General features: G+C 69.0%; 15 protein-coding genes. 10 read left to right on the top strand and 5 right to left on the bottom strand.

Features of this window, described 5'->3' with window-relative positions:
- Positions 1-67: 67 nt before the first annotated feature.
- The gene (locus tag LNW71_RS08655) at positions 68-568 is read left to right on the top strand and encodes a helix-turn-helix transcriptional regulator (RefSeq protein ID WP_250967706.1); all 501 of its coding nucleotides are present in this window, start codon (positions 68-70) and stop codon (positions 566-568) included.
- A 24-nt stretch (positions 569-592) separates the two neighbouring features.
- The gene (locus tag LNW71_RS08650) at positions 593-1,747 is read left to right on the top strand and encodes a site-specific integrase (protein ID WP_031091380.1); all 1,155 of its coding nucleotides are present in this window, start codon (positions 593-595) and stop codon (positions 1,745-1,747) included.
- A 7-nt stretch (positions 1,748-1,754) separates the two neighbouring features.
- On the opposite strand, the gene sodN is transcribed toward LNW71_RS08650, so the two are convergent.
- A complete protein-coding gene (gene sodN / locus LNW71_RS08645; RefSeq protein WP_033298259.1) occupies positions 1,755-2,150 on the bottom strand; it encodes a superoxide dismutase, Ni in 396 nt (131 codons plus the stop codon).
- 180 nt (positions 2,151-2,330) lie between these two features.
- Between sodN and sodX the strand changes: the two genes are divergently transcribed.
- Positions 2,331-2,789, top strand: coding sequence for a nickel-type superoxide dismutase maturation protease (sodX, locus tag LNW71_RS08640; RefSeq protein ID WP_250967705.1), 459 nt, complete (start codon positions 2,331-2,333; stop codon positions 2,787-2,789).
- Here sodX and LNW71_RS08635 read toward each other — a convergent pair.
- Positions 2,693-3,322: a CGNR zinc finger domain-containing protein gene (locus LNW71_RS08635; RefSeq protein ID WP_250967704.1), complete on the bottom strand. Its 630-nt coding sequence runs from the start codon at positions 3,320-3,322 to the stop codon at positions 2,693-2,695. The genes sodX and LNW71_RS08635 overlap by 97 nt on opposite strands.
- 90 nt (positions 3,323-3,412) lie before the next feature.
- Here LNW71_RS08635 and LNW71_RS08630 point away from each other — a divergent pair, with 90 nt between their 5' ends.
- The 3 genes from LNW71_RS08630 (at position 3,413) to LNW71_RS08620 (ending at position 5,615) form a co-directional block, all read left to right on the top strand.
- Positions 3,413-4,174 (top strand): class I SAM-dependent methyltransferase, encoded by a 762-nt coding sequence (locus LNW71_RS08630; protein ID WP_250967703.1) that lies wholly within the window; start codon positions 3,413-3,415, stop codon positions 4,172-4,174.
- A gap of 176 nt (positions 4,175-4,350) precedes the next feature.
- Complete coding sequence (locus LNW71_RS08625; protein WP_250967702.1) at positions 4,351-4,839, top strand: SigE family RNA polymerase sigma factor; 489 nt, start codon at positions 4,351-4,353, stop codon at positions 4,837-4,839.
- Positions 4,836-5,615, top strand: a complete 780-nt coding sequence (locus LNW71_RS08620; protein WP_250967701.1) for a hypothetical protein — start codon at positions 4,836-4,838, stop codon at positions 5,613-5,615. The genes LNW71_RS08625 and LNW71_RS08620 overlap by 4 nt, the downstream gene beginning before the upstream one ends.
- 77 nt (positions 5,616-5,692) lie before the next feature.
- Here the strand turns inward: LNW71_RS08620 and LNW71_RS08615 are convergent, their stop codons facing one another.
- From LNW71_RS08615 to LNW71_RS08605, 3 genes are read right to left on the bottom strand one after another with little or no spacing between them, the layout of a single operon-like run.
- Complete coding sequence (locus tag LNW71_RS08615; protein ID WP_250971935.1) at positions 5,693-6,445, bottom strand: amino acid ABC transporter ATP-binding protein; 753 nt, start codon at positions 6,443-6,445, stop codon at positions 5,693-5,695.
- Positions 6,446-6,450: 5 nt separating this feature from the next.
- On the bottom strand, positions 6,451-7,416 hold the full coding sequence (locus LNW71_RS08610; RefSeq protein ID WP_250967700.1) for an amino acid ABC transporter permease: 966 nt from the start codon (positions 7,414-7,416) through the stop codon (positions 6,451-6,453).
- Positions 7,417-7,461: 45 nt separating this feature from the next.
- Positions 7,462-8,412: an ABC transporter substrate-binding protein gene (locus tag LNW71_RS08605; protein WP_250967699.1), complete on the bottom strand. Its 951-nt coding sequence runs from the start codon at positions 8,410-8,412 to the stop codon at positions 7,462-7,464.
- Positions 8,413-8,932: 520 nt separating this feature from the next.
- Between LNW71_RS08605 and LNW71_RS08600 the strand changes: the two genes are divergently transcribed.
- The 4 genes from LNW71_RS08600 to LNW71_RS08585 all read left to right on the top strand — a co-directional run bounded on the left by LNW71_RS08600 (position 8,933) and on the right by LNW71_RS08585 (position 12,095).
- On the top strand, positions 8,933-10,144 hold the full coding sequence (locus LNW71_RS08600; RefSeq protein ID WP_250967698.1) for an NADP-dependent malic enzyme: 1,212 nt from the start codon (positions 8,933-8,935) through the stop codon (positions 10,142-10,144).
- Between the two features lie 162 nt (positions 10,145-10,306).
- On the top strand, positions 10,307-11,272 hold the full coding sequence (locus LNW71_RS08595) for a zinc-binding dehydrogenase (RefSeq protein ID WP_250967697.1): 966 nt from the start codon (positions 10,307-10,309) through the stop codon (positions 11,270-11,272).
- 38 nt (positions 11,273-11,310) lie between these two features.
- On the top strand, positions 11,311-11,520 hold the full coding sequence (locus LNW71_RS08590) for a sigma factor-like helix-turn-helix DNA-binding protein (protein WP_123461611.1): 210 nt from the start codon (positions 11,311-11,313) through the stop codon (positions 11,518-11,520).
- Entirely contained in the window at positions 11,520-12,095 is a 576-nt protein-coding gene (locus tag LNW71_RS08585) for a Clp protease N-terminal domain-containing protein (RefSeq protein ID WP_250967696.1), read from the top strand. Before LNW71_RS08590 ends, LNW71_RS08585 begins: the two co-directional genes overlap by 1 nt.
- The last annotated feature ends 66 nt before the right edge of the window (positions 12,096-12,161 follow it).

Genomic DNA, 12,161 nt, shown 5'->3' with positions numbered 1-12,161 from the left:
TCGGCGGTTAGCCAAACCGGGAAGCCCGTGTTTCAATTTGGATAGCGATGGTCGCGATGGAGGTTCGATGGCAAGCGAGAAGCCCGAGGGTGGCGAGGTGCCGCTGCTCTACAGCGAAGGCAACGTGGCGGGCCGCGTGGCCCTGGAGCGCGAGGTCAGAGGGTGGAGCACGACCGAGCTGGCCGAACGGGTGACCAGAGCCGGCGTGAAGATGAACCAGACGGCCGTCTGGCGCATCGAGAACGGCTCACCCCGTCGCCGGATCAACCTCGACGAGGCGCTCGCCTTCTCCCGCGTCTTCGAGCTCCCCCTCGAAGAGCTGATGTCGCCGCCCCTGGAGGGGCTCGACGTCGACAGCCGACGGCTCGTCCAGGAAGCCGTCGAAGCGTTCTACGAAACCCGTGACGCCCGCGACCGTCTGCACCGTGCCGTGGTCGCCGTCGCCGGCCACATCAAGGCCCACCCGGACAGCTCGCGGGCGATCCATGAGCAATGCCTCCGCCTCATGGGGGACGGGCGAGACGCCCGCGTCCTCAGCGGCGACATCGAGGACGGGGGCCACTACTGACAACCAGCACAGAGGAGAAGCCACTTGGCGAACATCCAGAAGCGCCCCAACGGCAAATGGCGCGCCCGATACCGTGACCTCGACGGCAAGGAGCACGCCCGCCACTTCGACCGGAAGCTCGACGCCCAGCGCTGGCTCGACGAAGTCACGACCAGCGTGGTCACCGGTCAGTACGTCGACCCGCGCGCCGGTCGCATCACGTTCCAGAAGTACGCCGAGAGGTGGCAGGGCTCGCTCATCGCGAGCGAGGCGGGTGAGCGCATCACCGACAACGCGCTCCGGCTCCACCTCGTACCGGCGTTGGGCGCCCGCTCACTGGCGGCGATACGCCGTAATGACATACAGGTGCTCTTCAAGCACCTGTCCGACCAGCTCGGCCCCGGCAGCGTCCGTAACGTCCACGACGTCCTCGTGCGCGTCATGACCGCGGCCGTGGACGACAAGGTCATCGCATCCACTCCGTGCCGCCGGATCACCCTTCCGGTCATGCCGGACGAGGAGGTCACTCCGCCCACCGTCGCCCAGGTGGAGGACATGGCACGCGTGATGCCGCCGTACATCCGGGCAGCCGTCGTCGTGCTCGCAGGGTCAGGCTTGCGCATAGGTGAGTTGCTGGGCCTGAAGGTGTCGGACGTCGACTTCAAGGCCGGCAGCATTCGCGTGGAGCGGCAGCGGCTCCAGTCGGGGAAGATCGGCCCGCCGAAGACCGCGAAGTCCCGGCGTACGGTTCCGGTCGGGGAGGTCGTCACCGACGCGCTCCTCGGGCACCTCGCCGCGCGCCCCTCCACGGAGTGGCTGTTCACGATGGAGGAGGGGGAACCGCTCAACTACCGCCGCTGGAAAACCGAGTGGAATTGCGCACGTAGGGCGCTCCAGGCGGCGGAGAGCGATGCAGCCAAGCGTGAGGGCCGCAAACCCGTCGAGCTGCCGCACATGGTGACCCACGACCTGCGGCACTTCTACGCCTCCGCGCTCATCGCGGGCGGGGCGAGCGTGAAGCAGGTCCAGATGGTCCTCGGCCACGCGTCCGCCGTCATCACGCTGCGGATCTACGCGCACCTGTGGCCGGGCGAAGAAGACCGCACCCGGTCCGTGATGGACGCCGTTCTCGGCGGCCTGCGGACCGGGTGCGGACCAGTAGGGAGTCCGACCAGCGAAACCGCAGGTCAGACCGCCTAACTAGAGATCAAGCCTTCTTGGTCTCCCAGAAGATCTTGTCGATCTGGGCGATCAGGTCGAGCGCCTTCTGGCCCGTGGCCGGGTCGTTCGAGCCCTTGGCCGCCGAAAGCGCCTTCAGGGTGTCGTTGACCAGCTGGTGCAGCTCCGGGTACTTCTCGAAGTGCGGGGGCTTGAAGTAGTCGCTCCAGAGCACGGAGACGTGGTGCTTCGCGAGCTCGGCACGCTGTTCCTTGATCAGAACGGCGCGCGTGCGGAAGTCCGCGTCCTCGTTGGCCTGGTACTTCTCCTGGACGGCCTTGACGGACTCCGCCTCGATGCGGGCCTGGGCCGGGTCGTAAACGCCGCAGGGGAGGTCGCAGTGGGCGCTGACCTTCACCTTGGGGGCAAACAGGCGGGAAAGCATGGAGCTGTCCTTCCTCGTGATCGTCTTCTCAGGTGGGACATTACTCCGTGAGAAGTGTGATTTGGCGGGTGCCCCCGTGGGCTTAGGCCAAAAGTCCAGGGTGAGGATGGGACCAGTGGCCGAATGTACGGAACCCTGTAGTGGACGGTGTACTGGACGGACCGGGGAGGTGCCGGAGAGATGCGGGAGGTGCCGGAGGTGCCGGAGCTGACCGATGAACAGCCCGCACGGGGGCTGTCGGCGCGAGTGCCGTTCCAGGTGGTGGAGGTGACGGGGCCCTCGATGGTGCCCACGCTCCACCACGGGGACTGGCTGCTCGTGCAGTACGGGGCGCCGGTGCGCCCCGGTGACGTGGTGATCCTGCGACATCCGTTCCAGCAGGACCTGCTGGTGGTCAAACGAGCCGTCGAGCGGCGGACCGGCGGCTGGTGGGTGCGCGGTGACAACCGCTTCGCGGGCGGCGACAGTACGGACTACGGGACGGTTCCCGAGGAGCTCGTACTGGCCAGGGTCCGGGCCCGCTACCGGCCGCTGACGAAGGATCAGCGCTCGGTGCTCGGAGTGGTGGGCTGGGCCGTCTCGGCGTTGCGGCCGGTCTCGGCGGCGCGCTCCGTCTCCAGGCGCTTGCGGGCCCGGTAGGCGGCCACGTTGGCGCGGGTGGCGCAGCGGTCCGAGCAGTAGCGGCGGGAACGGTTGGTCGAGGTGTCGAGGTAGGCGTTGCGGCACGGTGCCGCCTCGCACAGGCCGAGCCGGTCCACACCGTACGAGGTGAGGTGGAAGGCGAGCCCCATCGCCGCGGTCGCGGCGTACCCCGCCGTGACGTTGGACGGGTGGTCGGCCAGGTGCATGTGCCAGTCCGGCTTTCCGTCCGCGTCCCGGATGTCGTGGCCGGAGATCTGCGGGCTGACCGGGAACTCCAGCAGCAGCGAGTTGAGCAGGTCGACGGCGAGTGTCTCGTCCCCGCCGTCGGCCGCCTCGAAGACCGAGCGGAGCCGCGCCCGTACGGACCTGAAGCGGGTCACGTCCGCGTCGGTCGCCCGGCGGGCGGCCTGCCCGTTGGTGCCGAACAGCTCGCGCACCGCGTCGACCGAGTTGAGGGCGTCCTTGTTGCGGGCCGGCTCCTCGGTGTTGACCAGGCGCACGGCGTAGTCCGAGTAATAGGCCAGTTCCACTTGTAGTCCTTACAGCGTCGGTCTAAGGTCGATGCAGCGAAGAAGTAATGGGCTTTACTGGGTCCAGGGTATTACATGGGAGGGTTTCGAGTGACGGAGACTGTGCGGGGTACCGACTGGCAGGCCTGGCAGGAGAGCTGGGATCGGCAGCAGGAGTGGTACATGCCCGACCGCGAGGAACGCTTCCGCGTGATGCTCGACATGGTCGAGGCCTTCGTGGGCCCCGAACCGCGGGTGCTCGACCTCGCGTGCGGTACGGGAAGTATTACGGACCGGCTGCTGCGACGGTTCCCGAACGCCACCAGTACCGGCGTCGACCTCGACCCGGCCCTGCTCGCCATCGCCCGCGGCTCCTTCGCCGGCGACGCGCGCGCCACCTTCGTCACCGCGGACCTCAAGGACCCGCGGTGGACGACGCGACTGCCGCACGACTCGTACGACGCGGTCCTCACCGCCACCGCTCTGCACTGGCTGCACAGTGAACCGCTCGCCGCCCTCTACGGCCAGATCGGCGGCCTCGTCACGGACGGCGGGGTGTTCATGAACGCCGACCACATGATCGATACGGGCACCCCCCGGATCAACGCCGCCGAACGCGCCCACCGGCACGCCGCCATGGACGCGCACAAGGCCGACGGCGCCCTGGACTGGGCGGACTGGTGGGCCCTGGCCGCGAAGGACCCGGTGCTCGCCGGGCCGACCGCCGAGCGCTACGAGATCTACGGCGAGCACGCCGACGGCGACATGCCGTCCGTGCAGTGGCACGCCGACACCCTGCGCGCGGCCGGGTTCGCCGAGGCGCGGCCCGTCTGGTCCTCACCCTCGGACAGCCTGGTGCTCGCGGTGAAGTAGGTGAAGTAGGTGAAGTAGGTGAAGTAGAGGCGGCAAGGCCCGGGAGGGGCGGTGCGGACGACGGTCCGGGCCGCCCCTGCCGTTGTTTCCGCGCGCTGCCGCAACCTGCCGTACCCCTCACCGCACTGGAAGGGTGAGACGGTCCGCACCCGCGGACCGGGAGAGGGGCGCTGACGATGCGGAGCGATGACGACGCCGCGCTGCACGCCTTCGTCGAGAGCAGACGTACCGCGCTGTTCCGCAGCGCGTACCTGCTCTGCGGCGACCGTCACGAGGCCGAGGACCTGGTCCAGGCGACCCTGGTCAAGGTGGTGCTCGGCGGACGGCGGCACGGGCGGCTCGACAACATCGAGGCGTACGCCCGCAAAACCCTGGTCAACACCTTCATCGCGGCCCGCCGCCGGTTCTGGCGGCGCGAACAGTCGTACGGCGAGCTGCCCGACCGGGCGGCCCACGCACCCGACACGGACACCGGCCTCGCGGTCCGGGCGGCACTCGCCCGGCTGACCGCCAGGCAGCGGGCCGTACTGGTGCTGCGCTACTGGGAGGACCTGAGCGTCGAGGCCACGGCCGAGCTGCTCGGGATGCGGGAGAACACGGTCAAGAGCCACACGGCTCGGGGGTTGGCGGCGCTGCGCGCCGAGATGGCGGAGGAACTCGTATGAACGACGTGCGTGAGCTGCTGGGGCGGGCCGCCGAGGACGCGGGGCAGCCGGTCATCAGCACGGAGGCGGTCTACGCCCGGGCGGCCCGGGTGCGGTGGCGCCGCAGGGCCGCGGTGTCGGCGGCGGCGGTCTGCGCGGTCGCGGCAGGGGCGTTCGTGGTGCCGGGGCTCACCTCGGGACCGGAGCAGAGCCCGCAGACGTCCTCGGTGGCCGCGCCCGGCAAGCTCGGTGGCGACAGCGAGCGGGCGAGGCAGCTGGTCAAGCTGCTTCCGGCCGGTGTCGGCTCGGTCGAGCAGGTGTCGCTGGCCGTCCTCATCAAGCACGCGACGCCTGAGCAGGCCGAGGAACACCCGCTCGGCCCGCTGGACGGCCAGTACGCGGTCCGCAGGGACGGCGGCGTCGGCTACCTCGTCTTCGGCGTCAGGGACGCGAAGGTGCTCGCCAGGAAGCTCGGGGGCGGCGCGAAGGACTGGAACCTGTGCAAGCCGGGGGCGGGGGAGCCGCCGCGCACGGACTGCGTCCGCGAGAGCCTCCCCGACGGGCGGGTACTGACGATCTGGAGCGACTCGATGGACTACGGGGACGGCGCCACGCCCCAGTGGGGTTCGGAGCTCGTGGCCCGGCTCTCACTCGGGGACGGCGGCGAACTGGCCATGCGGGACAGCACCGGCTTCGAGGCCGACACCGCCCAGGGACCGCTGCTCAAGACCCCGCCGCTCACCCGTGCCCAGCTGCGAACGCTGATGCTCAGCCCGGAGCTGCTGCCGAAGAAGTAGCGCGGACGCACGGGAGGGCGGTACGGACCCGGATTCGGTCCGTACCGCCCTCCCGCATGCCGCTTCGGCTACCGCACCTACAGGACCTTCGACAGGAACGACTTCGTCCGGTCGTGCTGCGGGTTGGTCAGTACGTCGCGCGGGTGGCCCGACTCGACCACCACGCCGTCGTCCATGAAGACCAGCGCGTCGCCGACCTCACGGGCGAAGCCCATCTCGTGGGTCACGACGATCATCGTCATGCCGTCCTCGGCGAGACCCCGCATGACGTCCAGGACATCACCCACCAGCTCCGGGTCGAGCGCCGACGTGGGCTCGTCGAAGAGCATCAGCTTCGGCTCCATGGCCAGTGCCCGGGCGATGGCCACCCGCTGCTGCTGTCCGCCGGAGAGCTGTGAGGGGTAGTTGTTCGCCTTGTCGGACAGGCCGACCCGGTCCAGCAGCCGCTCGGCCTTCGCCCGGGCGACCGCCTTCGACTCACCCTTGACCTGCATCGGGGCTTCCATGACGTTGGCAAGAGCCGTCATGTGCGGGAACAGGTTGAAGCGCTGGAAGACCATGCCGATGTCCCGGCGCTGTGCCGCGACCTCGCTGTCCTTCAGCTCGTACAGCTTGTCGCCCTTCTGGCGGTAGCCCACCAGTCGGCCGTCTACGGAGAGCCGGCCGCTGTTGATCTGCTCCAGGTGGTTGATGCACCGCAGGAACGTGGACTTGCCGGAGCCCGAAGGGCCGACCAGGCAGAACACCTCACGGGGGGCGACCTCCAGGTCGATGCCCTTGAGGATGTGTGCGGCGCCGAAGGACTTGTGCACGCCCTCGGCCTTCACCATGGCGTTCATGCGCTGGCACCTCCGCCCCTGGGGCTGCTGAGAGACAGCATGTTCATCTTGACCTTCTGCCACGGAGTCAGCGGCAGCTGCCGCAACGATCCGCGTGCGTAGTACCGCTCGACGTAGTACTGGCTGATGCTGAAGACGCTGGTCAGCGCCAGGTACCAGACGGAGGCCACCAGCAGCATCTCCATGACCGCGAACGAGGTGGCGCCGATGTTGGTGGCGGCCCGCGTCAAGTCTGTGAACTGCACGGCGGACACCAGCGACGAGGTCTTGAGCAGGTTGATGAACTCGTTCCCGGTCGGCGGCACGATCACCCGCATCGCCTGCGGAAGAACAATCCTGCGCATGGTCCTGCCGTTGGACATGCCCAGTGCGTGTGAGGCCTCGGTCTGTCCCTCGTCGACAGACTGGATCCCGGACCGGACGATTTCCGCCATGTAGGCGCCCTCGTTCAGACCGAGGCCCAGGAGGGCGACGGCGAACGGCGTCATGACGTCGACCATCTCGTCCTTGTAGAACCCGAGGTTCAGGATCGGGAAGATCAGGGCGAGGTTGAACCACAGCAGCAGCTGCACGTAGACCGGGGTGCCGCGGAAGAGCCAGATGTAGAGCCAGGCGACCGCGCCGGTCACCGGGTTCTTCGAGAGCCGCATGACCGCGAACACGATGCCCAGGACCAGGCCGATGATCATCGACAGGACACTGATGATCACCGTGTTGACGGCGCCCTTGACGATCCTGTCGTCGAAGAGGAAGTCCCCGACCGTGCCCCACTCGATGTCGCCCTGGGAGAACGAGTAGACGAGCATGCCGAGCACGCCCAGCACGATCACACCGGAGACCCACCGGCCCCAGTGCCGTACCGGAATCGCTTTGATCTGGGGCGGTGGGGTGGAAGCGCCCTTGGAGACCGCCGAGTGCATGGGTGGCTCGTCGGCGGGCGTTTTGTCGAACTTGTCAGTCACAGCGACTGCCCTTCAGTGAAACGCTTGAGGCGAGAACGCCGTGTCCTACTTGCCGGCGTTGATGGCTGCCTCGGTGACGGCGCTGTTCTTGACGTCCCACTTCTCCAGGACCTTCGCGTACTCGCCGTTCTTGATGATCGAGGCGACCGCTTCCTTCAGCGCGTCGCGCAGCTGCGCGTTGTCCTTGTCGACTGCGATGCCGAAGGGGCCGGCGTCGGTCTGGTCGCCGGCGACCTCGAAGGTGTTGCCGCCGCCGGCGGTCTTCGCGATGTGCGCGGCGACCGGGTAGTCGTTGAGGTCGGCGACCGCGCCGCCGATCTTCACCCGGTTCTGGGCCTCGGCATCGGTGTCGAAGGGCTCGATCTTCAGCTTGTCGCTGCCGCACTTCTTGGCCTGGGCCTTGAAGGTGTCCTCGTAGATCGTGCCGCGCTGGACGGCGACGGTCGTGCCGCACAGGTCGTCCAGCGAGGTGATCTTCTCGGGGTTGCCCTTCTTGACCAGGAGCGAGACACCGGAGGTGAAGTAGTCGACGAAGTCGACGCCCTTGCCGACCTTCTTGCCCTTGTCGTCGAGGCCCTGCTGGCGGGCCTTGGTGTCACTCATGGCGGACATGACGACGTCCTGGCGCCCGGTGTTCAGCGAGGAGATGAGGCCGTCGAAGGTGCCGTTGGTGAACTCGAACTTCACGCCGAGCTCCTTGCCGAGCGCGGCGGCGATGTCGGGGTCGATACCGACGATCTTTCCGCCCTCCTCGTACTCCATCGGAGCGTAGGAGGCGTCCGTGCCGACCTTGATGACGCGGGAGTCCTGGTACTTCTTCGGCAGCTTGGCGAAGAGCGGGGCGGAGGACGACTTGGTGGTGTCGCTGTCCTTGGTGCCCGAGCTGGTCTGGTCGCCACAGGCGGTCAGCAGCATGGTGCCGGCGACCGCGATGGCGCCGACCGCGGCGATCCGGGACTTGGCGGCGGTCTTACAGCGGGTGGTGCTTGCGGTCATGATCGGGGTCCTCCGGCAGATGAGGGGCGTTGCCAACTGGTCGCGAACTCGTCTTCGAATGTCGTGACCTTGTGTGTTTTCGGCATCTTGCCATTCGGACTAGCCCAATCAGGGGGCACCGCATGTCAAAATCGGATAACGGGACACCCCCGAACCCCAGCGGGCCGGCACATCAAGGCCGGACCTTTCACTGGAATCTCTCCCTCTGGCCGGAAGATCCCCCGCCTTGGACACGCTCTGGGCGGATTTCGTGTCGCCTGGCCGACTTGTCTGTATGCCCCACTATGAGTCACGTCACCGTGGGCATAACGACTCGTCTGCGGTGTGGCCTGTCCGGTAAGAAGGACGTTTACACCCCTCATCCGGGGCTCAGGGCGCGTGTGCGGCGCGCCCGCGCGTATGTACCTCCCCTGCCGGGCAGGCCAATCGCCCAGCGCAGGGAACGTACGCGGTGCCCACCCACCCCTCCTCAACCAGGAGTGGCCACCCTCAAACGATGAAGACTTAAGGGGTCAACACCATGGCAGCGGAGATCGTCAATCCTCGCAGCGACAGCAACACAGACAGCGCGACCGACGAGCCGTTCGATCCGGCCTTCGCCCTCCACCGGGGCGGGAAGATGGCCGTGCAGTCCACCGTCCCGATCCGGGACAAGGACGACCTGTCCCTCGCGTACACGCCCGGTGTGGCGAAGGTGTGCAGCGCGATCGCCGAGAATCCCGAGCTCGTCCACGACTACACCTGGAAGTCGCAGGTGGTCGCCGTCGTGACGGACGGCACCGCGGTGCTGGGGCTCGGCGACATCGGACCCGAGGCCTCCCTCCCCGTGATGGAGGGCAAGGCGATCCTGTTCAAGCAGTTCGGCGGCGTGGACGCGGTGCCGATCGCGCTCGCGACCACCGACGCGGACGAGATCGTCGAGACCGTCGTCCGGCTCGCCCCGTCGTTCGGCGGGGTGAACCTGGAGGACATCTCGGCGCCGCGCTGCTTCGAGATCGAGCGCAAGCTCCAGGAGCGGCTCGACATCCCGGTCTTCCACGACGACCAGCACGGCACCGCCGTGGTCACGCTCGCCGCTCTGCGCAACGCCGCGAAGCTGTCCGGGCGCAGCCTCGGCGAGCTGCGCGCCGTCATCTCGGGCGCGGGCGCGGCCGGGGTGGCCATCGCCAAGTTCCTGCTGGAGGCCGGGCTCGGCGATGTCGCCGTGGCCGACCGCAAGGGCATCGTCAGCCGGGACCGCGAGGACCTGACGGAGGTCAAGCGCGAGCTGGCCGAGCTGACGAACAAGGCCGGCATCTCCGGGACCCTGGAGGCCGCGCTGGCCGGCGCGGACGTCTTCATCGGCGTCTCCGGCGGTACGGTCCCCGAGCCGGCCGTCGCCTCGATGGCGCCCGGGGCGTTCGTCTTCGCCATGGCGAACCCGAATCCCGAGGTGCACCCCGACGTCGCGCACAAGTACGCGGCCGTCGTGGCGACCGGACGGTCGGACTACCCGAACCAGATCAACAACGTGCTGGCGTTCCCCGGCATCTTCGCGGGCGCGCTCCAGGTGCGGGCGTCGCGGATCACCGAGGGCATGAAGATCGCCGCGGCGAACGCGCTGGCCGACGTGGTGGGCGACGAGCTGGCCGCGGACTACGTGATCCCGTCCCCGTTCGACGAGCGGGTCGCCCCGGCGGTCACGGCCGCGGTGGCCGCAGCCGCGCGTGCGGAGGGTGTGGCACGGCGCTGATGTCCTGAGGCGGGGGTTCGGGGGCGGCGCCGTTTCGGCGGCGCCGCCCCGGGCCCCCGCTCCTCAATCGCCGGAGGGGCCGGGTCCCGCCCCGTCACGCGCGGTGCGCGTCACACCCGCAGCCGGTTACGCCGGGCCACGGCCCGGCCTATCGTCGGGGCCATGTTCGCCGCCTACGCATCCCGCCTCGACCGCGACCACCCCCTGAACGGCCTTGAGCTGGGCGAACGCCCCGCTCCTGGCGCACGTTCGGGCTGGACCACCGTCAACGTCCGGGCCGCCTCCCTCAACCACCACGACCTCTGGTCGCTCCGCGGTGTCGGCATCACCGAGGACAAGCTGCCGATGATCCTCGGCTGCGACGCCGCCGGCATCGACCAAGACGGCAACGAGGTCGTCCTGCACTCCGTCATCGGCCAGACCGGACACGGGGTCGGCCCGGACGAGCCCCGCTCCATCCTCACCGAGCGCTATCAGGGCACCTTCGCCGAGCAGGTCACCGTCCCCAGCTGGAACGTGCTGCCCAAGCCGAAGGAGCTCACCTTCGAGCAGGCGGCCTGTCTGCCCACCGCCTGGCTGACCGCCTACCGGATGCTCTTCACCAACGCCGGGGTGCGGCCCGGTGACTCCGTGCTCGTCCAGGGTGCCGGCGGCGGTGTCGCCACCGCCGCGATCGTGCTCGGCCGGGCAGCCGGACTCCGGGTCTTCGCCACCAGCCGGGACGAGGCCAAGCGCAAGCGGGCCGTCGAACTCGGCGCCCTTGAGGCGTACGAGCCCGGCGCGCGGCTGCCCGCCAGGGTCGACGCGGTGATCGAGACGGTCGGCGCCGCCACCTGGTCGCACTCCGTCAAGTCCCTGCGCCCCGGCGGAACGCTGGTCATCTCCGGCGCCACCAGCGGCGACCGCCCCTCACACGCCGAACTGACCCGGATCTTCTTCCTGGAGCTGAAGGTCGTCGGCTCGACCATGGGGTCCAAGGACGAGCTGGAGGACCTGCTGGCGTTCTGCGCGACCACGGGTGTGCGGCCCGTCATCGACGAGGTGCTGCCACTGGACCGGGCCCGCGAGGGGTTCGAGCGGCTGGCCGCGGGTGACCAGTTCGGCAAGATCGTGCTGACTGTCAACTAGGGTTGACATGCGTCATGGTGTCAACGTAAGTTGACACCATGACCGAAGCAACGGATCTCGCCGCTCGCGCCGGCGACCGCGACCCCCGGGTGGGGCTGCGGTCGGTCGCCGCGCTGCGTCGGCTGCTGGAGCAGCTCGAAGCCGTACAAGTCAGAAGCGCCCGCGTCCAGGGCTGGTCGTGGCAGGAGATCGCGGCGGAACTGGGCGTCAGCCGGCAGGCCGTGCACAAGAAGTACGGGAGGCATTGATGTTCGAGCGATTCACCAAGGGCGCCCGGGCCACCGTGACCGGCGCCGTGACCCATGCCGAACGGGCCGGCGCCGGTCCGGTCACCGAGGAGCACCTGCTGCTCGCTCTGCTGGACCAGGAGGGCAGCCGGGCGTCGTTCGCCGTCACGGCGCTGGGCCTCGTGGACCGCAGGGCGTCGGTGGAGGCCGCACTGGCCGATGCGCGCAGGCGCGGCGGCATGACCAAGGCCGATGCCGACGCGCTCGCCGGCATCGGCATCGATCTCACCGCGATCGTCGACCGCATCGAAGAGGCGCACGGCGAGGGGGCTCTGCAGGGTGACCACAAGGGCCGCCGCCGCTGGACGGGCGGCCGCATGTTCAACCGGGAGGCCAAGCGCATCCTGGAGAAGTCGCTGCGGATCGCGCTGGGCCGCGGCGACCGCTTCATCGGTGAGGAGCACCTGCTGCTGGCCCTCACCGCCAACCCCGGCGTCGTATCCGACGTGCTGACCGAGCACGGTGCGACCTACGAGACGGTCGATCGCGCCCTGTACGGGGACGGCGGCACCGCGCAGGACCGTAAGGCCGGCTGAGCCGCCGCACCGCGCGGAATCGACGCTGCGGCCTCCTCACCGCGGACCGGGTGGCAGGCCACGGTG

The sequence above is a fragment of the Streptomyces sp. RKAG290 genome, from assembly GCF_023701695.1.
GTDB lineage: Bacteria > Actinomycetota > Actinomycetes > Streptomycetales > Streptomycetaceae > Streptomyces.
Note: the sequence above shows the minus strand (reverse complement) of the source record. Positions and strands in the feature narration are given on the sequence as shown.

Bases quoted from the DNA above. Each gene is read 5' to 3' on its own strand.
- LNW71_RS08655 (WP_250967706.1), top strand. From the start codon at position 68: ATGGCAAGCGAGAAGCCCGAGGGTGGCGAGGTGCCGCTGCTCTACAGC.
- sodN (WP_033298259.1), bottom strand. From the start codon at position 2,150: ATGCTTTCCCGCCTGTTTGCCCCCAAGGTGAAGGTCAGCGCCCACTGC.
- sodX (WP_250967705.1), top strand. From the start codon at position 2,331: ATGCGGGAGGTGCCGGAGGTGCCGGAGCTGACCGATGAACAGCCCGCA.
- LNW71_RS08625 (WP_250967702.1), top strand. From the start codon at position 4,351: ATGCGGAGCGATGACGACGCCGCGCTGCACGCCTTCGTCGAGAGCAGA.
- LNW71_RS08620 (WP_250967701.1), top strand. From the start codon at position 4,836: ATGAACGACGTGCGTGAGCTGCTGGGGCGGGCCGCCGAGGACGCGGGG.
- LNW71_RS08615 (WP_250971935.1), bottom strand. From the start codon at position 6,445: ATGGTGAAGGCCGAGGGCGTGCACAAGTCCTTCGGCGCCGCACACATC.
- LNW71_RS08605 (WP_250967699.1), bottom strand. From the start codon at position 8,412: ATGACCGCAAGCACCACCCGCTGTAAGACCGCCGCCAAGTCCCGGATC.
- LNW71_RS08600 (WP_250967698.1), top strand. From the start codon at position 8,933: ATGGCAGCGGAGATCGTCAATCCTCGCAGCGACAGCAACACAGACAGC.
- LNW71_RS08595 (WP_250967697.1), top strand. From the start codon at position 10,307: ATGTTCGCCGCCTACGCATCCCGCCTCGACCGCGACCACCCCCTGAAC.
- LNW71_RS08590 (WP_123461611.1), top strand. From the start codon at position 11,311: ATGACCGAAGCAACGGATCTCGCCGCTCGCGCCGGCGACCGCGACCCC.
- LNW71_RS08585 (WP_250967696.1), top strand. From the start codon at position 11,520: ATGTTCGAGCGATTCACCAAGGGCGCCCGGGCCACCGTGACCGGCGCC.